General features: G+C 44.9%; 22 protein-coding genes. 19 read left to right on the top strand and 3 right to left on the bottom strand.

The window, feature by feature from the left end:
* The first annotated feature begins 105 nt into the window (after nucleotides 1–105).
* From VFDL14_RS21120 to VFDL14_RS21210, 19 genes are all read left to right on the top strand, one after another.
* Complete coding sequence (locus VFDL14_RS21120; RefSeq protein ID WP_032549001.1) at nucleotides 106–1,005, top strand: ABC transporter permease; 900 nt, start codon at nucleotides 106–108, stop codon at nucleotides 1,003–1,005.
* Nucleotides 998–2,224, top strand: coding sequence for a quaternary amine ABC transporter ATP-binding protein (locus VFDL14_RS21125; protein ID WP_032549000.1), 1,227 nt, complete (start codon nucleotides 998–1,000; stop codon nucleotides 2,222–2,224). Before VFDL14_RS21120 ends, VFDL14_RS21125 begins: the two co-directional genes overlap by 8 nt.
* A 250-nt stretch (nucleotides 2,225–2,474) precedes the next feature.
* Nucleotides 2,475–2,849, top strand: a complete 375-nt coding sequence (locus VFDL14_RS21130) for an Hpt domain-containing protein (RefSeq protein WP_235201648.1) — start codon at nucleotides 2,475–2,477, stop codon at nucleotides 2,847–2,849.
* A gap of 96 nt (nucleotides 2,850–2,945) precedes the next feature.
* Nucleotides 2,946–4,433, top strand: a complete 1,488-nt coding sequence (locus tag VFDL14_RS21135; RefSeq protein ID WP_032548997.1) for a sigma-54-dependent transcriptional regulator — start codon at nucleotides 2,946–2,948, stop codon at nucleotides 4,431–4,433.
* Entirely contained in the window at nucleotides 4,414–5,496 is a 1,083-nt protein-coding gene (locus VFDL14_RS21140; RefSeq protein ID WP_032548995.1) for a glycosyltransferase family 4 protein, read from the top strand. Before VFDL14_RS21135 ends, VFDL14_RS21140 begins: the two co-directional genes overlap by 20 nt.
* A gap of 257 nt (nucleotides 5,497–5,753) precedes the next feature.
* Nucleotides 5,754–6,926 (top strand): glycosyltransferase family 4 protein, encoded by a 1,173-nt coding sequence (locus VFDL14_RS21145; RefSeq protein ID WP_032548994.1) that lies wholly within the window; start codon nucleotides 5,754–5,756, stop codon nucleotides 6,924–6,926.
* A gap of 23 nt (nucleotides 6,927–6,949) precedes the next feature.
* Nucleotides 6,950–8,179, top strand: a complete 1,230-nt coding sequence (locus tag VFDL14_RS21150) for a glycosyltransferase family 4 protein (RefSeq protein ID WP_050487299.1) — start codon at nucleotides 6,950–6,952, stop codon at nucleotides 8,177–8,179.
* Nucleotides 8,172–9,629: a lipopolysaccharide biosynthesis protein gene (locus tag VFDL14_RS21155; protein ID WP_050487298.1), complete on the top strand. Its 1,458-nt coding sequence runs from the start codon at nucleotides 8,172–8,174 to the stop codon at nucleotides 9,627–9,629. Before VFDL14_RS21150 ends, VFDL14_RS21155 begins: the two co-directional genes overlap by 8 nt.
* Before the next feature lie 30 nt (nucleotides 9,630–9,659).
* Entirely contained in the window at nucleotides 9,660–11,042 is a 1,383-nt protein-coding gene (locus VFDL14_RS21160; RefSeq protein WP_032548992.1) for an O-antigen ligase family protein, read from the top strand.
* Between the two features lie 84 nt (nucleotides 11,043–11,126).
* Entirely contained in the window at nucleotides 11,127–11,900 is a 774-nt protein-coding gene (locus VFDL14_RS21165; RefSeq protein WP_032548991.1) for an acyltransferase, read from the top strand.
* Complete coding sequence (locus VFDL14_RS21170; protein ID WP_032548989.1) at nucleotides 11,893–13,011, top strand: glycosyltransferase; 1,119 nt, start codon at nucleotides 11,893–11,895, stop codon at nucleotides 13,009–13,011. Before VFDL14_RS21165 ends, VFDL14_RS21170 begins: the two co-directional genes overlap by 8 nt.
* The gene (locus VFDL14_RS21175; protein ID WP_032548988.1) at nucleotides 13,008–14,432 is read left to right on the top strand and encodes a GumC family protein; all 1,425 of its coding nucleotides are present in this window, start codon (nucleotides 13,008–13,010) and stop codon (nucleotides 14,430–14,432) included. Before VFDL14_RS21170 ends, VFDL14_RS21175 begins: the two co-directional genes overlap by 4 nt.
* Before the next feature lie 307 nt (nucleotides 14,433–14,739).
* Nucleotides 14,740–15,840 (top strand): glycosyltransferase, encoded by a 1,101-nt coding sequence (locus VFDL14_RS21180; RefSeq protein WP_032548987.1) that lies wholly within the window; start codon nucleotides 14,740–14,742, stop codon nucleotides 15,838–15,840.
* On the top strand, nucleotides 15,837–17,024 hold the full coding sequence (locus VFDL14_RS21185; RefSeq protein ID WP_032548986.1) for a glycosyltransferase family 2 protein: 1,188 nt from the start codon (nucleotides 15,837–15,839) through the stop codon (nucleotides 17,022–17,024). The genes VFDL14_RS21180 and VFDL14_RS21185 overlap by 4 nt, the downstream gene beginning before the upstream one ends.
* A 9-nt stretch (nucleotides 17,025–17,033) precedes the next feature.
* Complete coding sequence (locus VFDL14_RS21190) at nucleotides 17,034–17,687, top strand: sugar transferase (RefSeq protein WP_050487297.1); 654 nt, start codon at nucleotides 17,034–17,036, stop codon at nucleotides 17,685–17,687.
* A 154-nt stretch (nucleotides 17,688–17,841) separates the two neighbouring features.
* Nucleotides 17,842–18,720, top strand: a complete 879-nt coding sequence (locus VFDL14_RS21195) for a LysR family transcriptional regulator (RefSeq protein ID WP_032548985.1) — start codon at nucleotides 17,842–17,844, stop codon at nucleotides 18,718–18,720.
* 99 nt (nucleotides 18,721–18,819) lie between these two features.
* Complete coding sequence (locus VFDL14_RS21200) at nucleotides 18,820–19,899, top strand: efflux RND transporter periplasmic adaptor subunit (RefSeq protein ID WP_032548984.1); 1,080 nt, start codon at nucleotides 18,820–18,822, stop codon at nucleotides 19,897–19,899.
* A gap of 9 nt (nucleotides 19,900–19,908) precedes the next feature.
* Nucleotides 19,909–22,974, top strand: a complete 3,066-nt coding sequence (locus VFDL14_RS21205; RefSeq protein ID WP_050487295.1) for an efflux RND transporter permease subunit — start codon at nucleotides 19,909–19,911, stop codon at nucleotides 22,972–22,974.
* Nucleotides 22,975–22,985: 11 nt separating this feature from the next.
* Nucleotides 22,986–24,506, top strand: a complete 1,521-nt coding sequence (locus tag VFDL14_RS21210) for an efflux transporter outer membrane subunit (RefSeq protein WP_032548981.1) — start codon at nucleotides 22,986–22,988, stop codon at nucleotides 24,504–24,506.
* Between the two features lie 121 nt (nucleotides 24,507–24,627).
* On the opposite strand, the gene VFDL14_RS21215 is transcribed toward VFDL14_RS21210, so the two are convergent.
* From VFDL14_RS21215 to VFDL14_RS21225, 3 genes are all read right to left on the bottom strand, one after another.
* Nucleotides 24,628–25,293 (bottom strand): HAD family hydrolase, encoded by a 666-nt coding sequence (locus tag VFDL14_RS21215; protein ID WP_032548980.1) that lies wholly within the window; start codon nucleotides 25,291–25,293, stop codon nucleotides 24,628–24,630.
* Between the two features lie 128 nt (nucleotides 25,294–25,421).
* Nucleotides 25,422–26,030: a sugar O-acetyltransferase gene (locus VFDL14_RS21220; protein ID WP_152549189.1), complete on the bottom strand. Its 609-nt coding sequence runs from the start codon at nucleotides 26,028–26,030 to the stop codon at nucleotides 25,422–25,424.
* Nucleotides 26,031–26,359: 329 nt separating this feature from the next.
* Complete coding sequence (locus VFDL14_RS21225; RefSeq protein ID WP_032549700.1) at nucleotides 26,360–26,740, bottom strand: RDD family protein; 381 nt, start codon at nucleotides 26,738–26,740, stop codon at nucleotides 26,360–26,362.
* Nucleotides 26,741–26,787 lie beyond the last annotated feature (47 nt).

Here is a 26,787-nt window from a genome sequence, read left to right as displayed (position 1 = left end):
TTTATAACGCATTAAAATCACACACTATAACGTCGCTATACTTGATGTTATTCAGCATTCGAAGCGGTTGAGTTTATCAACCGCTTCGGAATATAAGGATATAAAATGGCTGACAATAGCTGGTTCTCCAGTTTTCCTGAAATGGAACGCTCTGACTTACGAGCAATTAAGAAAACACTAGACGGCGCCTACCGAGATTTTTCTCGAGAGTATGGCGAATTGATAGAGTCTTTCTTTGATCCTCTTCTCTCCTTCCTCGTCTGGTTTGAAAAACTCCTCATCTCAACACCTTGGCTTATCGTTCTCGCTGTCTGTACTGCTCTTGTGTATGCAGCAAGCCGATCGTGGAAACTTGCGCTAGGTTGTGTAGGTTCACTACTTCTTATTGGTTACTTTGGGATGTGGGAAGACACCATGCGTACCCTAAGTATTATTACCGTGTGTACCTTGGTTTCGATATGTTTAGGCATACCCATTGGGATTGCGATGGCGCGCTCCAATCGCGTTCAATCCATGGTTACTCCGCTACTCGATATAATGCAAACCATGCCCGCGTTCGTGTATTTGATTCCAGTAGTAATGCTGCTGGGCATCGGTAAAATCCCGGGACTTATCGCGGTTGTTATCTACGCTATCCCACCTGTGATTCGTTTAACTAACCTGGGTATTCGCTTAGTAGACAAAGAAGTGCTTGAAGCAGCAACGGCCTTTGGCGCAAACAAGAAGCAGCGTCTTTGGGGTGTTCAGCTGCCTTTAGCTATGCCAACCATTATGGCAGGCATCAACCAGACCATCATGATGGCTTTGTCTATGGTGGTTATCGCATCTATGATTGGGGTAAAAGGCTTGGGACAACCGGTACTAAAGTCGATTACTAACCAATACTTCACTTTAGGCCTTTTGAATGGCTTCGCTATTGTGGCATTAGCAATCCTATTCGACCGAGCATCGCAAGCCTACGCAAAAAGAACCAACGCACATTTAGGAGGGTTTAAGCATGACTAAGCCTCTGATTGAAATAAGTGGACTGTATAAAGTCTTCGGCCCTAAGCCAAAGTCGGTAATTGAGCGTATTCATAATGGTCAAAACAAAGACCAAATTCTCGCTGATACGGGTCACACCGTTGGTCTCAAAGAGATAAACCTAGAAATCAATCGTGGCGAAATATTCGTGATCATGGGCCTTTCCGGATCTGGTAAGTCGACGTTGATTCGCCACTTCAATCGCTTGATTGAGCCTACCGAAGGTAAGATCACCGTTGAAGGCACCGATGTCATGAGCCTCAACACCAAAGAGCTCGAAGAGTTTCGTCGTCACAAGATGTCGATGGTATTTCAACGCTTTGGCTTAATGCCTCATAGAACCGTAGTTGAGAATGTGGCTTACGGGCTTGAGGTTCAGGGCATTAAAAAGGAAAAACGTTTAGCCAAAGCGTCTGAATGGCTAGATACGGTTGGACTTAAAGGTTATGAACACCAATACCCTGCTCAATTGTCCGGTGGTCAACAACAGCGTGTTGGTTTGTCACGCGCACTCTGTACTGATGCTGAAATCTTATTGATGGATGAGGCTTTCTCCGCACTCGACCCATTGATTCGTAGTGAAATGCAGGATCAATTGATTGAGCTACAAGAGAAGCTTCATAAAACCATTATCTTCATCACCCACGACCTTGACGAAGCTCTGCGACTTGGCGACCGAATCGCGATCCTGAAAGATGGCGAGTTAGTTCAGCAAGGAACTCCGCATGAAATCCTTCTACACCCAGCAGACGATTACGTTGAGGCATTTGTTAAGGATGTAAACCGTGCCCGCGCACTTACCGTAGAAACGGTTATGCAGCCACCTCTGTATCGCATCACATCAGAAACGATTGAAGGTGCACTTGCTCAAATGAAGATGTTGAAGCATGACTACGCTTACCACGTAACGGATGATGGCTATCAAGGTCTGGTGACGAAAGAGAGCCTCCAAGATGCCGTTGAAGATAAAACTGTGAATGACTTTAGTGATGACATCTACGAAGAAGTACCTGCGGTCAACCCTGATGCGGTCATTGAAGAGATTCTGCAAGATACCATGTCATGCGAATACTCACTGCCGGTAGTCGATGAAGAAGGCAACTTAAAGGGCGAGCTAGAGCGAAGCGCTGTAGCGGACATTTTTGCGGAGCCCGGGGAAACTGAAACTGACCCAAAGCCCGTGATTGATAAAGCGTCTTAAGCCTCTAACTATCGCCCGCTGCACGTTTCTTGAACGTCATCGGGCGACTTTTCTTTGCTGCATTGTTACCCATTCCCTCCCAGAACCCACCTTGCTTGGCATTTTTGCGATCTTCCATATTCAAGCAGTTGAAATTGTTCTAAAAAATGTCTAATACTTAAATATCCAATTGCGTTACACATCATTCGTTGATGTTACCTTTGAGTAACCTTCGAATGTTTACCGAAATCAATAGATGGATCTATTTACGATGACAGTTACTAACACTGAAAACCAAGACCTTGTCGATGAGTCTATTCTGCAGCAGATGATTGTAGATACCAGTGCAGAGGTCATCCCTATTCTTATCGACCATTATGTGGAAGAGTCAAAAACGCGCATTGACGCAATTAAACAAGCGGCTCAATCCCGAGATGGCGAAGTTCTCGAGTTTGAAGTCCACACTCTAGGCAGCACATCGCTCGCTTTAGGCAACAGAGCTTTATCAACATTAGCTCGCGACATCGAACGCCAATGCTTAGAGAAACAAACAGAGCTCGCATTCACACGCGTCGATGAACTTCTTGCTTTAGCGGACAATTCGATAGAGGCGCTGATAGCACGAAAAGAACTCGGTTTCGGCTAAAAAACCAATGTCTGATTAAGAAGAGACAAAACGACATTAAGTACAGAACGCAAAGATTGACGTTTGGTTAGGACAAGATTCAAAAGGAATAACACAATGCGCCCTAAAGTATTGTTAGTTGAAGACTCCACTTCATTAGCTGTTTTATACAAACAGTATGTAAAAGATGAGCCCTATGACATTTTTCACGTCGAGACGGGAGCAGAAGCCAAAACTTTTATAGAGCGTCACGCGCCGCAACTGGTTATCCTTGACCTTAAACTGCCTGACATGTCGGGTGAAGAGGTACTAGATTGGATTACAGAAAATGAAGTTCCAACGGCCGTAATTATTGCTACCGCTCATGGTTCAGTAGACATTGCCGTTAGCCTAATTCAGCGTGGCGCGGAAGACTTTCTTGAGAAGCCAATCCAAGCCGAACGCTTGAAAACCTCGGTACAGCTGCACCTTAAACGCGCGAAACTAGAGAACTTAGTGGAAAACATTAAGAGCAAGTTTGACCGCGAGGCCTACCAAGGCTTTATTGGCTCATGTCTACCGATGCAAGCCGTATATAAAACGATCGACTCGGTAGCTCCAACCACTGCTAGTGTGTTCATTAATGGTGAGAGCGGTACTGGTAAAGAAGTGTGTGCCGAAGCCATTCATAAAGAGAGCCAGCGTCGCGACAAGCCATTCGTTGCGATCAACTGCGGTGCAATTCCTCGAGATCTGATGGAAAGTGAAATCTTCGGTCACGTTAAAGGGGCATTTACTGGCGCAACAACAGATCGAAAAGGCGCTGCGATGCAAGCGCATGGCGGTACTCTATTTCTCGACGAGCTCTGTGAAATGGAACTCGAAATGCAGAAGAAGCTTTTGCGATTCTTACAAACAGGTACATTTACCCCACTAGGGGCGACTCGCGAAGTGAAAGTAGATGTGCGAATCATTTGTGCGACTAACCGTGACCCGCTGTTAGAGGTTGAAGAAGGTCGTTTTAGAGAAGATCTTTACTACCGTGTTCACGTTGTACCGATTGAGATGCCACCTTTGCGAGAACGTGGTAGTGACATTGTCACGCTATGCAAGCATTTCCTGAAAATCTACGCTAAACAGGACGGCAAGAAATTTAAGTCTATAGATAAAGAAGCTCAGGTTTTATTGAAGAACTATCCTTGGCCGGGTAATGTCCGCCAACTTCAGAACATTATTCGCAACATTGTGGTTCTCAATAACGAAACCAATGTGACCAAAGAGATGATCCCTGCGCCGATTAATGGTACGGGTGGCCGAAGCAAAGTCGTAACGCCTATTAAGCGCGTCGAACCTGTTCAAGAAGCAGTAGCAGAACCGGCTTCCAAGCCTGCCCCATTGACTCCAGAGCAAATTGAGGCAGCAACTGAGAGTAGCGGCCCTGCTCTTACCAATGGTGATGGCAGCATTCGCCCAATGTGGAAGATTGAGCGAGAAGCGATTCAAAATGCGATCAACCACTGTGATGGTAACGTGTTGAATGCTGCAGTGCTGTTAGAGCTTAGCCCTTCTACGGTGTATCGTAAGAAGCAGGCATGGGAAGCTGAAGATGAGTATAACCAAGCCTAAGCAGGCCCAAAAGTTAGAGATTGTACCAAATGAGATCTGGCTGTTGCTCGACAGCCAAACCTTCGGCGGTATTGAAACTCATGTTTTGGAGTTAGCCAAAGGATTGAAAGCGCATCAACGACAGGTACGCATTATCTTACTCACACGTTACTCTCCAGTCCCTCCCATTATTGAACGCCTTGAGAAATCTGTACTCAGTTTCTCGTTTCTGCAAGATTTAACGACGACTGACGGTTCATCAGTTACTCAGCTTAGTCATGCAATCGACACTTACCAACCAAGGCTGCTGCATTGTCACGGTTACAAATCCAGTATCATTGGCAAGCTTACAAAGCTGCTTTACCCTCGCCTTTCCCTTTACCAAGTGTCGACTTATCACGCAGGAGAAACGCCAAAGGGCCGCGTCTGGCTCTATGACGCACTCGACCGATACACAAGTTTCTTGTCTAGCCACTCATTAGTGGTGAGCAACAAGATTAAGGAAAAGATCCCGAGCGCGACGACAATGCTCAACAACTTTGTGAGCATGCCGGAGCGTCAACCTTCTCCAGAGTTTAGCTCTAGCTCATACCGATTTGGTTTCGTGGGTCGGTTAAGTCACGAAAAGGCAGCCGACCGATTTATAGATTTAGCTATTCAGTTTCCTGACCACCACTTCCACCTGTTTGGAGATGGTCCTGAACGCGAACAGTTGGAATCACGCAAAGCTGATAACTGTATCTTTCATGGTCACCAGCAAAATATGGAAAAGGTCTGGCAGAGTATCGATGTATTGGTTATCCCATCGCGATATGAAGGTTTGCCAATGGCTGCGCTAGAAGCAATGTCACTCGGTATTCCTGTCATCGCGACCGCTGTAGGTAACTTACCTCAACTCATAAGTCACACGAAGAATGGCTATCTGGCGAATGACCCAAAAGAACTCGAAGCATGCGTAAATAACTGGTTATCTCTCTCTCAAAATGAAAGATCAACGCTCAGCCAACAAGCAATCGAAACCATTAACAAGACATACTCACCGCAAGCTGTCATCCCGCAACTACTAGAGTGCTACGGACTCTAATTCTCAAAATGAGATTCTCACTCTCGACTAGACAGCACACTTTCTCAAAATAGGATACGACTTTCTTATCCAGAAATAACTCATCAATCTGATTCTCAAATTGACACTTGCTTGATCAACCCAATAACCAGTCATTAAAAATCAACCAGTTAAAGCAAAAATCATACTGGCACTCCGCTTGCTATGTTCACTCTATACAAACAATTTATCCCGCATAGGGACAACGTCTTTAAATTGGTAGAGAGTGAGGCTTAGCAATGAACAATTACAAGAACATACTCTTTGTACATTACGGTGATAACTGGATTCGTGGAAGCGAAGCATGTTTAATCAATTTGATTGCGAGCTTGAATAAGGCCAAGTTTCGACCCGTCGTTTGGAGCAATTGCCAACCGTTGGCAGATCACTTCAAGAAGCAGTCCATCCCAACCGTTTACACCCCCTTTAAACTGCTTCTAGGCTGGAGCGCACCAAGGTTCAACCTTTACCAGTGGGGCGTGCAGTTAAAGCAAGCTATCTCTCTTATCAAGCAACACGATATCGACATTGTTCACATCAATAGTGGCGCTCCGTGCCAATGGATGTGTATCGCCGCCAAGTTATGTGGCATCCCTGTCGTAACTCAACTTCACAGTGACTATCAACTGAGAGATCGCTTTACTTTAGGTTTACACCTTTCTCCAAACATCGCCTGTGTAAGTCACGATATTAGTAAAGGCCTTCTTGATGATGGCTACCCACAAGATCAGCTGTGTGTCATTCACAATGGCGTTGTCCAACATCGAACCACAAATAGAGGCGTGCGCGCGGAGCTCAACATCCCACAATCAAGCTTTGTGTTTATTACCGTTGGCTCTCTGATTGTTAGAAAAGGCGTCGATTTGATTATCCAATCGCTGAATCGAATTCAGGGCGAGAAAGATGCACACCTTGTTGTGATTGGTGATGGTGAAGATAGAGACAACCTGATCGCGCTCGTGAACGATTTAGGCTTAACTTGTAAAGTCCATTTTGTTGGCGAAAGAGAAGACGTTGCAGATTGGCTTTGCAGCAACGTCGATGCGTTCATTAGCGGTGCTCGTTACGAAGCCTTTGGATTAGTACTCGCGGAAGCTGGATTAGCTAAGCTTCCTGTTATCGCACCAAGGGTTGGCGGTATTCCGGAATTCATCCGTCACAATCGCACTGGCCTCTTATTCGACCCAAGCAATCCGATTGACGAAATGAGTCTCCAAATGACTCGATTAATGTCAGACGCGGCTTTACGAACTGACCTATCGACTCAGCTATATCATTTATCGCATTCCAAACTCACCGTGGAAGCTAACACACAACAATTTGAACGCCTATACAGCAAAGTTATCCGCAAAAATGACTCGTCTTCCCTACTCAATGGCTTAAAGCCGCTTGTCCGCTGGGCATTTCATTAACGTTAACAGGTTGGAGACATACGATGAATACTAAGACCCGAAACGCCAACGACAAAGCAACACACGGCTTAATTTACGATCCAATTCCTTTTGCAGGCGGCTCTAAAATAGCTACCCTCGAAATGTTGGTAACCACTCTCGAGACAATCGAAGAGCAAGCTGATGACAATGTTAGTTTTACAATTGTTACCGCTGATCCTAAATCTTGGGGAGCCGCAGTAAGCAAGCTCAACGCGAGAATTATCACTCTACCCAACTGGGGTTTTCTCACGGTACCTCAAGGGCTTCGCTACTGGGTTGCTCAGTTAGTACTAGCCTTGATCCTGATGGTCACATTTATTCGCCTACCACGTATTAATTATACCGTTGGTGCCTCAAACCCAGGGATCGATATGGCGCTCTACATCGTGAAATGGGTTTGGAGAATGCCAATCATACAGTTGGTTCACGGTCCTGTTGGGCTTTCGCGTTCAATCGGTCATTGCTTTACTCGCGCTGATTCGGTCTTTTATCTATCTTCAAGCATCGATTCAATACGCGCTGCTCTTAGCTGCTACTTTTCTAAGACTCATGACTCTGAACAAAATGAGATCATGACTCGTGCTGTTCTTGAGAGCGCTAGATTTGAATCTTTTACTAATGGTTTGACTCAAGCGAATTGGCCAACTCAAAGCACAGGAACATCAAGTGACGTTTTTTGGGCAGCTTCTCTACTTAAATGGAAAGGATTAGAGACACTCAATGAAGCAATGTACATCGCTAATCAGGCAACGCCATGGAATACCAATATCTGCTATATCACACCGCAAAATACACATTTAGGTGTGAGCAGTTTACCGACAGAAAGTACGTACACTAAGCTGTTCCATGCACCTAACAATCTTGACCAAATCCGCGCAAGTTCAGGTATTTTTATCTCTACCAGTACCAACGAGCCGTTTGGCTTGTCTGTTTTGGAGAGCCTAGCCGCTGGGCTGTGCGTCGTTATTCCAAGCGATGGCGCTTATTGGGATCGAGTCCTTGAAGATAATGTCAATTGCCTAAAGTTCGCCCCACAAGATCCACAATCATTGTATGAAGCTGTCCAAACGTTGATTGACGAACCTCAGCTTCGTCAACGTTTATCACAAGCAAGTTTAGATATAGCGAAACAGTATCGAGCGGAGCATTGTTACGCTTCAATTTGTATTGCTATGCGCGGAGAGGCTGAGAGCAAACCAGCAATGACTTCGTTGGAGACGTCTCATGATTAAGTCTTTACGTCAGCCATCGCCGCTAATGAACATGCTGACCTACGGCATCGGACTGGTCATAAGCAAAGGCACGGCTCTGATTATGTTGCCGATTATCGCCAACTATCTTGCCCCTTCGCAAATTGGTCGCTTAGACCTGTTAGCCTCTATCGGTGCGGTAACGGGGATTGTTGTGACATTTGCTCTGCATGAAGCACTCTACCGTTTTGTTGGAGAAGAGAGTGATTTTAAAAAACGTTTTTTGAAAGTGAGTGAAATCTTCTCCCTCACCTGTGTTGTTTCTCTGATTCTGGCTGCTGTCCTTTTTGGCTATATCAATAGTGGCTTTGGCGACCAATTTGCCTTTGCAAGCCGCACTGAGCTCAATCTCATCCTAGTTTGTGCTTCTCTTGAAGGCGTTATCGGTTTATCTACCGCGTGGCTGAGAATGCAGGACAAAGCTTTTACGTTTCTAGCAATCAGTGTCACTTCAACACTACTACAAATCAGCTTAATTCTTGGTGTGCTATTTTCTAGCCCGAGTGTTGAGAAAATTTTAATGTGCGGCGTAGTCACTTACCTTTTCCAAATCACTGCACTGCTTATTATCAATCGCTTTAAGCTCACATTTACCAACATCTCAGCATTTCGAGATTATCTTCGTTACGGTTGGCCACTGATGCTAACTGGCTTAATCGGTTTTGGTTTAAACGGTGCAGAAAGATTCTTCGTCGCCTACTCCACCAACCTAGATACCCTTGGACAATATGCGATTGCAATTAAATTCTCGTTTGCCATGTGTATATTGGTTCAGCCTTTTGGAATGTGGTGGATGCCAAAACGTTTCAATACGCTGGCGAATCAAGGTCGCCGTAAAACCGTTGAGGTTACCCAGCTTGGAATTATCTACATCACTCTACTCACTGTAGGCGTCGCATTCGCAGCTAAAGCTTTCATCTTGTTAGCACTGCCAGAAACCTATCTATTGTCGGCTCAACTTGTATTGGGAACGTTGCTGTTTTCTTGGTTCAAGGAGGTCGCGGAACTGCTCAATATCGGCATTCTTCATCGAAAAGCCACCAGATTACAGCTATGGATTTCGGTAAGCGCAACTCTCATTGGTCTTAGCATGATGTGGTTACTAAGTGGCTTTGGTGTCTGGGGAATAATAGGCGCTTTATGTATCGCTCAAGCATTTAAAGCTGTCATTGTGTTTATCTACAGTCAAAGGCTGACTCATCTACCTTATTCGCTTGGACTGTTCCTCTTTGAGTTTAACGTGCTAGTACTGTGTCTGTTGTTAGTACTCTCTATACAAAATGTCTGGTTCTGCCTAGCGATGGCAGTCATTGCTCCAGTGATATGTTGCCTGCCTGCTTATCGAATTGAAGCAGTAAGGCACAACGTTCAAGTGTTGGGACAGAAGCTTATTGGCAAATTAGGAATTTTAGCTGGGCACAAGCCTTGCTAGATCATTATATCAGCACATAGGATTTTCATTATGACTAACGCTACCCACAAGTTACCTTCAATTGTCACAGTATCTATGCTGTGTCTATTGATGGGTGGCGTTTGGTATATAGTCCCACATCCAATCGTAGCGATTTGCTTAGCCTTCATCCCATTAGGTGCCCTGTTTGTTATCAGCAAAACCTATTGGTTGGTGATTTTGTTCGTCGTATTCTCATTTTTCCGCATCCATGAAGCCATTCCTCAGCTTTACGCGTTTAAATTACCTTTACTACTCTCGCTCGGTGCTCTATCTGCCTTAATGTGGCACACGCTGATTAGCAAGGAACTTAAGACCTACTGGCACCGCTCACTATCATGGTTAGCACTTTTTTGGGGACTTGTTACGATTGGGATCGTCTTTGCGTCGAACCGAGGAGTTGCCATCCAAGAGTTTAAAGGGATTTACTGGAAGATCATGGTGATGACACTCGCGATTGTTTGGCTGGTAAACAGCATGGATAAACTCGCTAAGACATCAACTATTATTATCTTTTCAGGTTGTTTAATTGGCATCATCGCCATCTCTAACTCCATCAATGGAATTGGCCTTGTTGAAGGTACTCGTGTCACCATTGGCCGAGACATTGGCTCAATGCTCGGTGACCCAAATGATCTCGCTCTGGTTCTCATGTTCCCTATGGCCTTTGCGATCAGCCAAGCAACGACGAAAGGCATCCCCAAAAAGCACCGTTTCATCGGAGCAGCTGCATGCATCATCCTTCTTTATGCAGTTATCGCAACACAAAGCCGTGGTGGCCTTTTGGGTTCTATTGCCGTTCTCGGAATTTTCGCTTTGAGCATCATTCGCTCTAAGGTCACATTAATTACCTTAGGCACTATCGCAGCGGCTGGACTCTACTTCGCTGCTGGCATATCCGATCGAGCGTCCGGCGGTGCGGCAGAAGCTGGTATCGATGCGTCTGCTATGGGGCGGCTTTACGCTTGGGAAGCAGCGTTTAAAATGGCGCTCGATAATCCACTAACAGGGGTCGGATTAAACAACTTTTACTCGAACTACTTTTTCTACAGCCCACACTGGGATGGCCTCAACCATGCTGTACACAGTACTTGGTTTGGGGTACTGGCCGAAACGGGCTTCCTTGGTTTAATCGTATTTATCATTTTGATTGGCTCTTTGCTCATCACCGCGCGCAAAACCCTAAAACAAATCAAAGACAATGGTAATTCAGTCAACCCAATCCTCTACTCTTCGGCGTTCGCCGTTTATGCCGGCCTTATTGGGACAATTGTGTCTGGTACGTTCCTAACTCAAGGCTTCAATTGGCCTATTTATATCCTTTCTGCATTGACGGTTTGTGTTTCTCATATATCCCAAACTGAATATCAAAATGAGAAATTAAATAATCAATAATTTTAAGTTACTGAAAATTAGAGATTATTTAAATGGCACGTATAATGAAAGTACTCCATTAAAAAAAGAAATGGAGATTTCAAAATGACGTCAGTATCAGTTCATCAATTTAAGACTTGGTTGAAGTTTCATCCTAATTCTCATATTCGTAATCTGTTTTTCATTTTGAAAGACATACGCAATGCTGAGCTACCAGTGCCTAAATTTGCCAGTAAGTGCCTGTACCACTTTCACAGCAGTGTCTCTGGTGTCATTTCAGGCATTACTCGCTTCTTCTATTGGACACCCGCTTTTAAAGGACGTCTAAATCGCTGTGGTAAACATCTATACCTTTATGGCGGTTTACCGTTTGTAAGTGGCCCTCTCACTATTAACGTAGGTAACGAGTGTCGTATTTCAGGCCACACGACATTTTCAGGTTGTAGCCAACCGACTGCTGATGGTAGCCAACCTTCCTTAGAAATTGGCGATAACGTTGATGTCGGTTGGCAATCGACTATTGCGGTTGGACGCCGCGTTGTTCTTTCTGACAATGTGCGTATCGCAAGTGGCGCATTCCTGTTTGGTTATTCTGGTCACCCTCTTGATGCAAGGCGTCGTGCTCTAGGTGAAGGCGACGATCCGGAACAGATTGGCGATATCATTCTTGAACGAGACGTATGGCTGGGCACCAATGTCACTGTAAAAGGTGGAGTAACCATCGGCGAAGGCAGTGTGGTTGCTGCGGGAAGTGTGGTGACCAAATCCGTTCCGCCACTTTCAATTGTTGCGGGCAACCCAGCACGCATCGTTGGCAGTATTCCAAGCGGGCCAACTGTGTTCGATATTGAAGAACACAACGGAGGCCGTCATGCGTGATTTGATTGTTTTCGGGGAAGACTTCGGTGGATTACCGTCATCGACGCAGCACTTAGTACGTCACTTAGCGAAGCAACATAAAGTGCTTTGGGTAAATTCGATAGGTTTAAGACAACCAAAGTTAAACCTAAAAGACACTACTCGCGCACTTAACAAACTGGTAGGAAGAAGTAACGCACAAACTCAAAACATGTTACCCGAGCAAGCATTCGACAACATTACTGTGGTTAATCTTAAGACCTTACCGGCGCCACGTTCTTTCGTCGCTAGAAAGCTTGCTAAGGAGCTAATGTTAGCTCAGCTAAAGCCTGCTATTAAGAAGTTGGGAATGAAAAAACCAGTACTTTGGACTTCCCTACCAACTGCTGCTGACTTGTGCGGTCATTTGGGAGAAGCCCATGTCGTCTATTACTGCGGAGATGACTTCTCGGCGCTCGCCGGCGTTGATCACAACTGCGTCGCTCGACATGAACAGGCTCTAATAGAAAAAGCCGACGTGATATTTGCAGCTAGTCAGAAGCTAATGGATAAATTCCCTTCTGAAAAAACCCACTTATTACCACACGGTGTCGATTTCGCTCTGTTTTCTAATCCAGCGAAACGCGCAACAGATTTACCGAGCCATCATCGTCCAATCGCAGGTTTTTACGGCAGTTTATCTCAATGGCTTGATTACGATTTGATCGAGAAAACGGCGTTAGCACGTCCGGACTGGGACTTCGTTTTCATTGGACCTAACGAGCTAGAGCAGCTTGCTCTGCCCGCACTCAGTAACGTGTTTTATCTCGGCCCAAGAGCGCATCATCAGTTGCCGAGTTATTCACAACACTGGGATGTTAGTTGGTTACCATTTGTCGACAACGAACAGATAAGAGCTTGCAGCCCATTAAAACTCATGGAGTATCTCGCAGCTGGAACTCCGATTGTGACTACCCCTTTTCCTGCACTCAAGCCTTATCAAGAGTATGTGACTACCGTGAATAACGCTGAACAGGCATCGCAAGCCTTGACTCATGCTCGCCAATCCTGCTCTGTTTCTCCAACGGTCGTAGAAAAAGACAGTTGGGAAACTCGCGGTGAGATTGTTAACTCTATTTTGGAGTCGTTATGAATAATCTAAAAACCCGATTACTACAGATACTTTATGGCGCATGGCGACAACGCTATGTGATTGTCATTCCGATGCTGATACTACCGATTGTGGGTTTATTGGTCGCAAATCTGACACCTAAAAAATACGACTCGCACACCAGTATGCTGATTCAAGAAACCGCTAAGATGAACCCGTTTCTAGAAGACATCGCAGTATCAACCATGCTCAAAGATCGTATCAACGCTCTAAAAACATTGCTGCATAGTCGTCATGTTCTTTATTCAGTGGCAGAAGATCTTGAGCTAATAGACTCAAACATGTCGAGTATCGAGCAAGAACAGATCATTAATGATTTATCGCAACGACTAATGGTTACCCAGTTAGGCAAAGACTTTCTTAAAATCAGCCTAACTAGCAATACCCCTGACAGAATGGAAGAAACTCTCAAATCTGTCAGTGAGCATTTTATCGCTCAATTACTTGCTCCTGAACGTTCCTCAATTGAAGACTCGAGTAACTTTCTCGCTATTCATATTGAAAAACGTCGTGAAGCACTCGACGATGCAGAGCAAGCACTAGCGCTTTATCGTAACGATAATATCGAATCGACTCCAGAGATTCAGAGCCAAAGCCTCAACCGATTAGCGGCTCTCAAACAGAGCCTATCTGAGAAGGAGGCGGAAATGGCTGGTGTTAAGAAAAGCCTAGGTTCCATGGACCAGCAACTCTCACGCACTAACCCTGTGATTGGTAAAATTGAAGACCAAATTATCGATATTCGTAGTGAACTTACCTTACTTCAAGCTAAGTACACCAACAAGCACAGTGCCGTACAAGCAAAGTTACGTGAGCTAGACAGACTAGAGAGCGAACGTAAAACCTTGCTTGAAATGAAGCAACCTAACATGAACAGTGACCAGCTTTGGGATATTGCCAGTAGTAACACCTTTAACGACGTCTCAGAACTACAGCCTTTGTTGGTGACACAGTTACACAGCTTGCAACTGGTTCGGGCGCGTTTTGAATCATTAAAAGAAGAGACTAAGAGCTTAAAAACAATGATCTTTGAGCTAGAAAACAAGGCCAACAATTTTGGCCAAAATGCGAAGGAGATGTATCGCTTACAACGTGACGTTCAGATCAAACGCCAACTCTATGATGAGCTAGTTGAACGTTATGAAATGGCACAGCTAACCGGCTCTTTGGGTGTCTTTGAACAAAACAAACGAGTCAAAATCATAGATCTACCCTATACGCCGAGTATCCCATCTAACATGCCTTCGTTCATCTTTGTCATTGCGGGTTTGATTGCAGGAATTGGGTTCGGGATAGGTTTAGCCATACTATTCGAGTTGTTCGATTCATCAGTGAAAGGAAGCGCTCAAGTTGAACAAGTGTTGGGTATCCCTGTGATTACAGTCATCCCTAAAATGAACTAGCTTCCTTGATAAATAATTAAACCAAACCACCAGCTTCAGCTGGTGGTTTTTTGTTCCTTTCTATCTCTATTCAATTTTCAACAATCAGTTTCTCACCAAGCCATTTCTCAATAAGCGTTTTGATTTTCAATTTGAGAATAAGAGCCAAAAACCAATCAATAACACTTAAATAATTGTATTTATTTAATAATTTTCTTGGCACGCGACCTGCTAGGTATATAGCAACACAAAATAAAAGCTGAGAATAATAGGAAATCTCGCAACCCCGTTTACCCACTTACTAACAATAATTACAGCGGAGTACCACATGAAAGCACAAGGAAAGAAAATCATTCATGTCGTTCAGCACCTCGCACCCGGTGGGCTGGAAACATTAACGCTCGATCTGCTTCGTCTAGCAGACCCAAAGGATCAAGTATTGATCGTGAGCTTAGAGGGACAACGTGACTCCTCAATTAACAACTGGCCAAAGCTAGAACAGTACCGCTCTCAAATTGTGTTTCTAGACAAGAAACCAGGCGTGCAATTTAACGTTCTGCTTTCTCTCATTAAGGCATTTAGCAGCATCAAGCCAGATGTGGTTCACACCCACCATATCGGCCCTCTTCTTTATGCGGGTTATGCAGCTCGTCTTTGTAGTGTTCCTTATCGAATCCATACAGAGCACGATGCTTGGCACCTTAAAAATGCTAAGAGAAGACGTTTACAAGCAATCGCTCTTCAATTCGCGAAACCTATGCTAGTCGCGGATGCAGCCAAAGTTTATAACCAACTGTGCTCAGTCTTTTCCTACAAAAACATCACAACAATACGTAACGGCATTGATTGTGAAAAATTCCGCCCGAATTCCAAAGTAGCAGCTCGTCGTCTGTTTAACCTTGGCGAAGACGACTTCATTGTTGGCTGTGCAGGCCGATTAGAAGAGGTGAAAGGACAAGACCAACTCATCAAGGCGCTGCCTCTGATTCCAAAGCGTATTAAAATCGCGATTGCAGGTGACGGCTCACAAAGAGAAGCTCTTGAACAGCTCGCTAAAAAGTTAAAAGTGTCAGACCGTGTAATGTTCCTTGGTTTGGTAGAAGACATGGTCTCTTTCTACAATTCACTGGATGTATTTTGCCTTCCATCACGTTCAGAGGGATTGCCACTCTCTGCTCTAGAAGCCCAAGCTTGCAATATTCCAACGGTTGCCATGGATGTAGGAGCGGTAAAAGAGACGCTCTGCCCTGTAACTGGCCATTTAGTAAAAGCAGATAACGTTCCTCATTTGGCTTACTCGCTATTCAAGACCTCACAAAACGACTCTTTAGAGAACTTTTCTAACCCTCGCCGCTATGTGCTTGAGCATTTCAACATCAGCGACATGGTCGACTCTTACAACAAGTTGTCAGAGGAGCGCTACGTATGATGGATATAGTACTCGCAACATTATGCTTGGTGGCCGGGATGCTTATTGTATATCACCACGCAGGTTATCCGATTCTGCTTCGTTGGTATGCTAAACGACACCCCAAAACGCCGGTAAGCGAAAGCCAACGTGCTTATAAAGCAAACGCGCAGGACTGTACGCTACCAACCATCACTATCTTAGTCCCCGCTTATAATGAGGAAGCGTGGATTGCAGAAAAGATTCGCAATCTAGCTTCTCTAGACTATCCAAAGAACAAACTCAAAGTGGTTGTTGCGTGTGACGGCTGTACTGATAAAACTGTCGAAAATGCACAAATGGTAATTCAGGAAGCGATTTGTTCTGATATCTATGTTGAGATTCATGATCACAAGACTAATCGTGGCAAAGTTGCGACTGTTAACGACGAGATGCGACACGTTGACAGCGATATTACCGCGATGAGTGACGTCTCAGCTTTAATTTCATTAGACGCGTTACTGATTGCGGGCGAACATTTTAAGAACCCAGAAGTCGGTGTCGTCAATGCGACTTATCAACTTTGTCCAACAGGTAATCAGGGGGAAAATGTTTATTGGAAGTACCAAACAGCCGTTAAAGAGCGTGAAGCATCATTCGGCTCAAGTTTAGGTTCACACGGTGCCTTCTACTTATTTAGAACAAGCCTATTTACTCCACTGCCTAGCAACACCATTAATGATGACTTCATTCTGCCAATGCAAATAGTCAAGCAGGGTTATGTTGCCGAATATGAAACACGCATGGTGGCATTAGAGCTCGAAGAGACCAATACCAAAGCAGATTTCAAAAGAAGGTTACGAATCTCGGCGGGAAACATGCAGCAAGCCATCGAGCTGTTTAGTTTGTTCAGCCCAAAATTCAAAGGGATAGCGTTTGCTTTCTTCTCAGGTAAAGGGCTAAGACTGCTTACCCCGTACCTAATGATTGTTAGCTTAGTGTGCTCATTCTTCCTACGTGATTACTTTTTATTTAACTTTTTATTCTGGGCTCAAATTGCTGTTTATACGCTCGGCATCGTTGGGTATTTATTACCAAAGAAACTGAGTATCAAACCTCTTTCGTTAATTTCTTATCTTGTGGTAGGACACTACGCCAACTTTGTAGGCGGTATCCGTTACCTAATTGGATTAGAGAGTACCCCTTGGACACGAGCCAATCGTTAAGGATCAACTATGTTTACTCAAGACCATCAGAAAACTCTATATCAAAACAAGATTTCTCGCGCTAAACGTAGCTTCGACTTCTTTGCGTCCATGTTCGCGATTATCTTATTCTCTCCGGTTTTCCCAATCATTGCTCTTGCGATTGTGATGACGTCTAAAGGCCCCGTATTCTACCGCCAACTACGTGTAGGAAAATCGACACCAGAGAAGATGGAGATTTTTGAAATCCTTAAGTTCCGCAGTATGTACGAAGATGCTGAACAACGATCTGGTGCCGTTTGGGCAACGAAGAATGACCCTCGTATTACTCCTGTCGGTCGCTTTTTGAGAAAGACCCGCCTTGATGAACTGCCACAGCTGTTCAATGTTATTAAAGGCGATATGTCGTTGATAGGCCCTCGCCCAGAGCGCCCTACCTTCTACAACAAACTTGAAACTGAGATTCCATACTTTGCAGACCGCACTTATGGCGTGATGCCAGGGATCACCGGCTTAGCTCAAGTTAACCAAGGTTATGACACTTGTATTGAAGACGTAAGACGTAAAGTCGGTTTCGACCATAGCTACGCACTCAGCTTATGCTCTATGAAATCATGGATCATTGCCGACCTATCCATTATCAGTAAAACCATCATTGTTATGGTGGATGGTCGTGGTCGTTAACAAAAAGATTTGATGAACTCACAACTCATAAATTAAAGGTCAAAACCCAACGTGTCATTGCGTTGGGCTTTCTACATTTATGAACTTTATTCACAAAACTCAAAACATAAACGGTGTACCCTAATCAGCGACTTAGACTACCCACGTTTTGCAAATGAAAATTGAAGACCTAAAACTGTTTACCACTGTTGTTGAACTCGGCAGCTTTACTGCTGCAGCGAATGCGTTAGACCTCCCCAGAGGCAATGTGAGCCGACGAATCAGCGACCTCGAAGTATCTCTCGGTATTCAACTTTTCATAAGAACCACACGCAGTTTATCGCTTACTCAATCTGGCGAGCTCTATTACAAAGAATTGCTGATTGCGCTCGGTGCACTAGAGAAAGCCAATCATGTGGCATCAAACCTTTCAGAACTGCCTCACGGTAAAATTAAGATAGGCTTGTTGGCGGAAACCAGTGACATCTTACAATCAACACTATTTCGCTTTCAGGACATGTACCCTGAAGTGGAACTCGACATTCGTAGCATCAACAACGGCTTTGTCGATATGCATCGCCAAGGTTTGGACATTGCAATGCATGGAGGGCGCTTGAGCGACGCAAATATTGTGGCTCGTAAGCTAATGGATCTACAAAGAGTGTTTGTTGCTAGCCCAGACTTCATTGCTAAAGAAGGTCAACCCGTTTCCGTCCAAGAGCTATCCAATTATCCATTTGTCTGTTTCCGCTGGCCAACTGGCGATATTGATCAACAGTGGGACATCGCCAACATTAATGTAACCGTCGAACCTTCAATCGTTAGTGATAGCATCGGGTTTGTGAAAGGAGGCGCGATTCGTCATCGTGGCATCGCGCTCTTACCTGAACTGCTAGTACGCCAAGAGATAAAAGACGGGACGCTAGTAAACCTATTTCCAAACGACACACTACAAAAAGAAGAAGCTTGGTTGCTCTACCCACAACGGAAAGCGCTCAGTCACGCCTCTCAACTTTTGGTCGACTTTCTATTACAAGAACTGCCTAAACTCTAGGCATTGTCTCATTTAGCGTGACAGTGTTTCACACTGAACCCAGATTATCTAACGAAATTAGAAAGATAGAATTGCCCTATATATTAATAGGAGCAATCCATGAACACTATTTTTCGTCATTCCATCATCGCAGCATGTTTAATACCTTTAATCGGCTGCAATGATTCACAGGCCTTAGCTCCAACTAAAGAGCCACGACCAATACAAGTCATCAAAGTGAAAACTGCAAACGAACAGGCAGCTAAGCGCTTTACGGGTACCCTACAATCTGCAGAAAGTGCCGCTGTCGCGTTTCGTGTCCCAGGTACCATTCAGAAAATACTGGTTAAAACCGGTGACTATGTCGAAAAAGGACAACCGCTCGCATCTCTTGACCCGCATGACTATCAAGTGGCACTCGAAGAGCTACAAGCTCGTGCATTAGAAGCTAAATCAGCTCACAAACTAGCGAAAGCCGAACTGGCACGCGTAAAACAAGCGATTGCTGACGACGCAATTGCTAACGTGAATCTCGATCGCGCAATCAGTGGCTATGAACGCAGCGAAGCAGCAGTCAAAGTGGTTGAACAAAACATCCGCCGTGCTAAAGATACATTACGATACACTCAACTACGCGCGCCATTCTCGGGCGTGGTCGCAACGTCTAACTTTGATCAGTATGAACAAGTTCTTCCGGGCATTTCAGTATTTACCCTGCATAAGCCTGACTTGTTAGAGGTCGAAGTCGATGTACCCGAGAACCTGATTCACCAGTTCAAGCCCAAGCAACCTGCTGCGATCTCTTGGTATGGAGAAGCGCGCTCCGTCGCAGGACAAGTCACTGAGATTTCAACGCTACCTGACCCTATCAAACAGACCTACACGGTGACCTACCAACTAGATGGACTGAATCAAGAGTTGTTACCAGGAAAAGCTGTAACACTAACTACCGACCTAGGCATTACGCAACCAACTCTGTGTGTACCTTACTCCGCGATTGTAAAGCCACTGCAACAAGATCTCGTATTCACGATTAAGGATCAAACTGCACACGCGGTTCCTGTTTCGGTTGTTTCTTTTAACCACCAGAACGCTTGTGTTCAGTCTCAACTCAATGCAGGCGATTACGTGGTGGTGAGTGGTGCACAATACATTCAAGAAGGTCAGCACTTCCCATCAATCCAAGTTAAAGAGCTGTAGGTAACTGTGATGAATTTAGCGGATTTCGCCATAAAACAACGCACCTTTGTGCTTTTTTTCACTGCGCTCAGTGTGATCTCTGGTCTCTACTCTTATTTTGATCTCGGTAAACTTGAAGACCCAAGTTTTACTGTTAAAACAGCGGTTGTTGTTACCCTGTACCCTGGCGCTTCAGCAGAAGAGGTAGAGCAACAAGTCACTGATACCGTTGAAACTAAACTGCAAGAAATGGCTACGCTTAATCGACTGCGTTCGCTTTCACGTCCGGGAATGTCGATGGTGTTTGTCGATCTTAAAGAGTCATTGAACTCAGAAGCGCTCCCACAGGAGTGGGATCTACTTAGACGTAAAGTATCTGACATGAAGCTTCTACTCCCTTCAACCGCACAAATCAGTGTGGTTCAAGATGAGTTCTCTGAAGTCTACGGAATGCTGTTTTCCATCTACAGCCAAGATGCGACACCAAACGAGCTACGCCAATACGCAGAAGAGCTACAGCGTCGCATTAAGACCGTCGACGGAATTAAAAAAGTCGAGCTTCATGGCGTGCAACCACGCGTTGTGTACATTGATATTCCTGATGAGCGTCTAGCGCAATATGGCTTGTCAATTTCTCAAGTATGGAATCAACTTAATACCCAAAACACCACTTTCGATGCGGGACGATTTGCGACCTCTAATGAGAGAATCCGCATCGAACAATCCAGTGAATTTGGCTCCATAGACGACATCAAGAGCCTGATGCTAAAAGGCGGAATCAGTGAGTTAGGTACTGGCCTTATTCGCCTTGGTGACATTGCTGATATCACTATGGGTTATCAAGAACCTGCAATGACGGAAAACCGCTACAACGGCGTACCAGCGGTCACGCTAGCGATGAGCCCTGTTTCCGGTGTGAACGTTGTATCGCTAGGCGGTGACATTAATAGAATCGTGTCTGACTTCCAAAGTTCACTCCCTCTCGGTGTAGAAATAGCGACGGTAGCAAACCAACCTGACGAGGTTCAAAAATCGATCGACAACTTCGTAAACAACCTATTAGAGAGTGTTGCGATTGTATTTATCGTCTTATCTATCTTCATGGGCATCAAGAGTGCGATTATCGTCGGTTCTAGTTTGTTGCTTACTATTTTGCTGACTCTTATCTATATGAACTTGGCGGGTATCGATCTACATCGTGTGTCACTCGGTACCTTCATTCTTGCCTTGGGTATGCTGGTTGATAACGCAATCGTTATTACGGATATGATGATTGTCAAAATCAACCGTGGCATTGATAGAACGAAAGCGGCAATTGATTCAGTTAAAGAGACGGCCACGCCACTTCTTGGTGCGACAGTCATCGCAATTATAGGTGCTAGCCCCGTTATTTTCTCAAAGACGGATGCGGCTGAGTTTGCGGGCTCGGTGTTCCTTATCATTGCATCGTCTTTGCTATTATCTTGGTTTGTAGCTATGACTTTCACTGCTCTTATGTGTTGGATGTTCATTAAGCCGAGCCGACAAAAAGAGCAAACCAAAGAGAGCTTGTATCGCAAGAGCGTCAACTGGACGGTAGATAATCCATTCAAGGCTCTCAGTGCATTACTGCCATTGATCGCAGTGACTGCACTAGCAATTCCTCAAATCGCTATCAACTTCATCCCACAAGCCGATCGCCCTATTCTGTTCCTAGACTACTGGCTACCGAATGGCGCGAAGGTTGAGCAGACTTCAGACGATATGAAGAAAGTCGAGTCTTGGTTACTAGAGCAACCAGAAGTCGTCGATCTCTCTACCTATGTCGGCGCTGGTGCTCCTCGATTCTCAGTAACGATTGAACCAGAACCGTTTGATCCGGCTTACGGCCAGATTCTGATAAACGCAACAGACTACGAGTCGCTAAGTTCACTCATCGCTCGTGGCGACAAATGGCTAGCTCAAACCTTCCCAGAGGCAGACCCAAGATTTCGCGGTTTGAAGCTAGCAACATCAGACAAGTTTAGCGTCGAGGCGCGTTTTTCTGGACCTGATATCGCAGTACTACACGAGCTGTCAAACCAAGCTAAAGTGATATTGGAAGCTCATCCAGATACCAAGTATGTACGTGATGATTGGCGACAACAGAGCAAGGTGCTACAGCCTATCATCAATCAAGAAAAAAGCCGTCAAGCAGGTATCAACCGCGCAGACATTGCGTTCGCCCTTAAGCGTGCTTCAGAGGGTATGCCGATTGGCCGTATGAATCTCAATGATGAGTTGGTGACAATCCAAGTTCGTGGCGTCGAGCGCTCACTAGAGTCGCTTGAAACTTTACCCGTCAATTCCCTACTCGGCCTACACAGCGTGCCACTTGGTCAGGTGATTGATGGTTTTGAGATGACCAGTGAAGAGACCATGATCTGGCGTAGAGACCGCGTTAAAACTATTACAGCGCAAGCAGGTGTTGGCCGATACACAACGCCAGCGGCAGTGAGAAATGACGTTAAAGCACAAATTGAAGCCATTGAATTGCCAGTAGGTTACCAGCTTGAGTGGGGTGGCGAATACTACGATGAACACAAAGCGGTTAGCGACATTCTAAAACAGCTTCCAAAAGCGATGTTGCTGATGGTGATCATCTTGGTGGCCATGTTTAACGGTTTCAAACAACCGGTGATTATTCTAACCACCCTTCCCTTGGCGGCAACAGGTGCAACCTTTAGCTTACTGCTACTGGATAAGCCCTTTGGTTTCATGGCATTGATTGGTGCGGTCACTCTAACCGGTATGATCATCAAAAATGGCATCGTACTTATGGACCAAATTGAGCTAGAGCGCAGTAACGGTCGTTCGCTATCGGATTCCATTAAAGAAGCAACCGTAAATCGCACTATGGCAATTTCTATGGGTGCATTAACTACCGCACTCGGCATGATTCCGCTACTTACAGACTTACTGTTTGACCAGATGGCGGCGACGATCATTGGTGGGCTAGCTGCGGCAACTGTACTGTCACTGTTTGTAATGCCAGCGCTGTACAAGATCTTTTATCGAACTCAAGAGACTTGCTCTTTCTCACAAGAAAACGCATCTCTTTCTGAAGCTAAGCAATAAGGAGCGCCATGATGTCTTTCATTTCACAAAAACCATGGAATCTAGCACCAGTCGCGCTCTCTTTGTTGTTGGCTGGTTGTGCAGTCGGTCCAGATTATCAAGCGCCACAAACTACGATGGCTGAAACGTATCTCTATTCAGAAGATAGCCAACAAGTAACGCAACCACACTGGTGGCTACAACTGAATGATCCAGTTTTAAACCAACTGGTTACTCAGCTACAAAGCGACAACACCACGCTTAAAGTGGCCGCTGAGCGTATCAAAATGGCTAACTCATACAAGAGTGTAGTGGAGTCATTCAAAGTACCGACCGTTAACATCGGTGCGGGTTATTACAACTATCAGCTTAGTGAGAACGACTCACTGCTAGGCCCTGTGTTTGGTGCATCAGATGCCGTCGAGTCTGCTACGGGCATGTCACTGCTTGAGGCGCAACATGATGGTGGTTTTCTTGGTGCCAGCATCGCATGGGAAGCGGATCTCTTCGGACAAATAGACCGCCAAGCAGAAGCGGCAGCGATTCGAGTCGAACAAGCCGAGATACTGCAATCAGGCTTAAATACTCTGCTGACAGCCGATCTTATTCATAATTACCTGCAATATCGAGGTGCCCAAGAACGTAAAGCAATCGCTTTAGAGAACATCGAAGATCAAAAACAGACCCGAGACTTAGTCGAGAAAGTTGTTCGCAGTGGCTATGGTTCAGAGCTCGATTTGGCACAGGCTAAAGCGATGCTCGCAGCGACACAGTCCATCACGCCTCAACTTGAGATCGCTGAACAGGTCCACAAGCAGAGAATGGCCGTTCTTTTAGGCACCTCCCTAACCGAACTAGAAATTCAACTGCAAGGCTACTTCACCTTACCAAGACTTAAAGGTGTTATCCCTACCGGGCTTCCATCTGATTTGTTGACGCGACGTCCAGATATTCAAATTGCCGAGCGCGAGATGGCAGCAATTAACGAAGAGCTTGGTGCAAGTATCGCTAACCGCTATCCAAAGTTCTTCCTTACCGGCACGCCAGGCGTTACCGCTGGAAGGTTTGATGACCTGTTTAGCAGCGACTCCATTGGCTGGGCGGCATCAGTTGGGGTAAGTTGGAATGTATTCGATGGTGGACGCGGTGAAGCACTGGTAGAGATGAATGAAGCACGATTTAAATCAGCCGCATTGAACTATCAACATGCCGTTGATAGCGCATTTGTAGAGGTAGATTCAACGCTGTTTGCTTATGGAAGAAGCCAGCAAAATCAGCAACGTATTGACGAAGCAACTCTCGCCGTTGATAAAGCGGTAAGTAAAGCGAAGTCGCTCTACAAAGCAGGACTTGTTGACTACCTAGCCGTGCTCGACGCGCAGCGCCAACAGAAGATGATGCAAGACAGACAAGTCGCCGCCAAACTACAAACGGCCAACACCGCGATTGCTGTTTATAAGTCACTTGGTGGTGATTGGAAAGTCGTGACGGATAAACCAAAGGTAGAAAGTCAATCAACTATTAATACTCTTGAACTCGCAGCCAACAATTAATCGCAACTCAAAAAAATACCGCCTAACATTAGGCGGTATTTTTCTAAGGCTCTGATTTTGAGTAAATCATTGTGCTATCCAGTTCGCCGTTAGGTAAACGCCTTGCGTTACAAGATTCCAACTAACTCAGTACCATCAACTGTTCATGTAACTCATCGTATGATTGGATATTGGCGATAGCACCACTAAGATCGTTCTTGCCATTAAAGTCATGCTCAATAGCGATAACATCGCAGCCACTGGCTTTGCCTGCAAGAACACCTGCATTTGAATCTTCAAACACAACGGTCTGCTCTGGCGAGGCATTAAGTTTTCCAAGTGCAAGAACATAGGCTTCAGGATCTGGTTTATGCTTGGTAACATGTTCTTGGGTAATCACTAGATCAAAAAGATTCTCTAACTCCAACGACGCCAAAATATTCTCCACCATCCAAGTAGCTGCTGAGCTCACGACGCCGCAGGTTTTACCTGATTTCTTCAACGCCTCTACGTACTCTTTTGCTCCAGAATTCAATTCAAGGCTGACTCTAAGTAACTCTTCATAGTGCGCTCGAAAGTAGCGATTAAATTCCGTTAACTCCGGTGAAATTTGGGCATGATGAAAGAAGTGCCCTGTGACCACCTGCCAGCTTTCGCCCATCACATCTTTATAGATATTGTGGTCCACGATCGATCCATAATCAGCGCATGCCATCGCAAGCGCCTTACCTTTCAACGGTTCTGAGTTAACCAATGTTCCATCCATGTCGAACAGGTATACTTTGTAATCTTTCAACGTTGCCTCCATCTATTATCTTGTGTGGGGGACTAATCCATGACTTAAAATCCAAACAAGTGCCATATGTATTGATTCATTTTTATAGCAAAAATACGGCTTTAGTGAGATAACGCCAGCCGCATCTTTGTTTCTTTGCTCTACTTTAATTCTTCAGGAATACGACGACCTTGATAGTAGTACTCACGATCATCTTCATTGATTTCTCGTAGCACTCTACAAGGATTACCTACCGCGACAACATTAGCTGGAATATCTTTTGTTACGATACTGCCAGCGCCAATCACTGAATTCTCACCAATAGTTACACCTGGTAATACAACCGTGTGTGCGCCAAGCCATACGTTATTGCAGATGCGAACTGGAACATTGAACTGTGCAGCTTTGAGCCTCAGTTCAGGGCTAATCGGATGTGTGCCTGCTGCAATGGTTACATTAGGTGCAATCATCACGTTGTCACCTATAAATATGTCTGTGTCATCCACAAGCGTTAGGTTGAAATTCGCGTATACATTGTTGCCGAGATGCGTGTGGCGCCCCCAGTTCGCGTGCAGTGGCGGTTCGATGTAACAATCCATCCCTACTTCCGCGAACAGTTGCTTCATAATCTGTTGTCGCTTGTCGCCTTCACTCGGGCGAGTGTGATTAAAATCGTAAAGCACCTCTAAGCACTGTGTTTGCTCGGCAACCAGATCGACGTCATCACAGTAGTAAACCTCTTGGCTGTGCATTTTTGCCTTTATATCCATGTTTCAACCTATTTGATAGTGACCTAAAGCGGTATAACTATATCGATAAATGAGTAGTTTGAAGCGTTTCATAAGCATCAAAACAAGACTAAGGATAAACGTAATATATGTTCTAGCAGACGTTCATTCAGATGCTTGATACAAAACAAAAACACTTCAAAATTCGCCACTACATTAGGATTTTGCTAGCGTCGATACCAACTTTTTACACCATCTACGACCAAATTCATCATCAATTTGTGACACCACAAGGGTTCGTAAAAAGCTTGTAAATGGATTGGGAAAATTTGAATACAAGGCCAAATTGGCGATAAGACTCCTGATAATAGTTATCTTCTAATGACTATCGTATTAGCTGTTAAATCACCGATTCTCTGACGCTTTCTAGATAGGATAAATATCGCGTCAATAGGACCTATGATTGGATTCATGACATTTCGAACGAAAGACTGCCATATGGAGCAATAGTTACCAGAATCCTTGTCGATTACCGACATTCCTAAAATGACTTTTCCGAGACTTTGTCCTCGTGGTAACGAATCTGAAAAGACGAGATAAATTGCTGCCACCGAAATTGAGACCAAATCAGTGTGGTCCCTAGACGCCCCTACAAGATTAAACAAAGACAACACTAACAAGAATATTACCCACGTAATGATCAGATCTATCATTTGACATAGATAGCGTCTTCCTGGGCTAGCCAAAGGCATGTTTAACCTCTGTTGTTCAGGAGTTACATATTCAATGTGCTGAACGA

The sequence above is a fragment of the Vibrio fortis genome (assembly GCF_000695685.1).
Taxonomy (GTDB): domain Bacteria; phylum Pseudomonadota; class Gammaproteobacteria; order Enterobacterales; family Vibrionaceae; genus Vibrio; species Vibrio fortis_A.
The sequence above is the reverse complement of the archived record's forward strand: the minus strand, read 5'-3'. Positions and strand labels throughout refer to the sequence as shown.

Excerpts from the sequence above, each read along its gene's own strand:
- VFDL14_RS21120 (WP_032549001.1), top strand. The coding sequence starts at position 106 with ATGGCTGACAATAGCTGGTTCTCCAGTTTTCCTGAAATGGAACGCTCT.
- VFDL14_RS21125 (WP_032549000.1), top strand. The coding sequence starts at position 998 with ATGACTAAGCCTCTGATTGAAATAAGTGGACTGTATAAAGTCTTCGGC.
- VFDL14_RS21130 (WP_235201648.1), top strand. The coding sequence starts at position 2,475 with ATGACAGTTACTAACACTGAAAACCAAGACCTTGTCGATGAGTCTATT.
- VFDL14_RS21135 (WP_032548997.1), top strand. The coding sequence starts at position 2,946 with ATGCGCCCTAAAGTATTGTTAGTTGAAGACTCCACTTCATTAGCTGTT.
- VFDL14_RS21140 (WP_032548995.1), top strand. The coding sequence starts at position 4,414 with ATGAGTATAACCAAGCCTAAGCAGGCCCAAAAGTTAGAGATTGTACCA.
- VFDL14_RS21145 (WP_032548994.1), top strand. The coding sequence starts at position 5,754 with ATGAACAATTACAAGAACATACTCTTTGTACATTACGGTGATAACTGG.
- VFDL14_RS21150 (WP_050487299.1), top strand. The coding sequence starts at position 6,950 with ATGAATACTAAGACCCGAAACGCCAACGACAAAGCAACACACGGCTTA.
- VFDL14_RS21155 (WP_050487298.1), top strand. The coding sequence starts at position 8,172 with ATGATTAAGTCTTTACGTCAGCCATCGCCGCTAATGAACATGCTGACC.
- VFDL14_RS21160 (WP_032548992.1), top strand. The coding sequence starts at position 9,660 with ATGACTAACGCTACCCACAAGTTACCTTCAATTGTCACAGTATCTATG.
- VFDL14_RS21165 (WP_032548991.1), top strand. The coding sequence starts at position 11,127 with ATGACGTCAGTATCAGTTCATCAATTTAAGACTTGGTTGAAGTTTCAT.
- VFDL14_RS21170 (WP_032548989.1), top strand. The coding sequence starts at position 11,893 with ATGCGTGATTTGATTGTTTTCGGGGAAGACTTCGGTGGATTACCGTCA.
- VFDL14_RS21175 (WP_032548988.1), top strand. The coding sequence starts at position 13,008 with ATGAATAATCTAAAAACCCGATTACTACAGATACTTTATGGCGCATGG.
- VFDL14_RS21180 (WP_032548987.1), top strand. The coding sequence starts at position 14,740 with ATGAAAGCACAAGGAAAGAAAATCATTCATGTCGTTCAGCACCTCGCA.
- VFDL14_RS21185 (WP_032548986.1), top strand. The coding sequence starts at position 15,837 with ATGATGGATATAGTACTCGCAACATTATGCTTGGTGGCCGGGATGCTT.
- VFDL14_RS21190 (WP_050487297.1), top strand. The coding sequence starts at position 17,034 with ATGTTTACTCAAGACCATCAGAAAACTCTATATCAAAACAAGATTTCT.
- VFDL14_RS21195 (WP_032548985.1), top strand. The coding sequence starts at position 17,842 with ATGAAAATTGAAGACCTAAAACTGTTTACCACTGTTGTTGAACTCGGC.
- VFDL14_RS21200 (WP_032548984.1), top strand. The coding sequence starts at position 18,820 with ATGAACACTATTTTTCGTCATTCCATCATCGCAGCATGTTTAATACCT.
- VFDL14_RS21205 (WP_050487295.1), top strand. The coding sequence starts at position 19,909 with ATGAATTTAGCGGATTTCGCCATAAAACAACGCACCTTTGTGCTTTTT.
- VFDL14_RS21210 (WP_032548981.1), top strand. The coding sequence starts at position 22,986 with ATGTCTTTCATTTCACAAAAACCATGGAATCTAGCACCAGTCGCGCTC.
- VFDL14_RS21215 (WP_032548980.1), bottom strand. The coding sequence starts at position 25,293 with ATGGAGGCAACGTTGAAAGATTACAAAGTATACCTGTTCGACATGGAT.
- VFDL14_RS21220 (WP_152549189.1), bottom strand. The coding sequence starts at position 26,030 with ATGGATATAAAGGCAAAAATGCACAGCCAAGAGGTTTACTACTGTGAT.
- VFDL14_RS21225 (WP_032549700.1), bottom strand. The coding sequence starts at position 26,740 with ATGCCTTTGGCTAGCCCAGGAAGACGCTATCTATGTCAAATGATAGAT.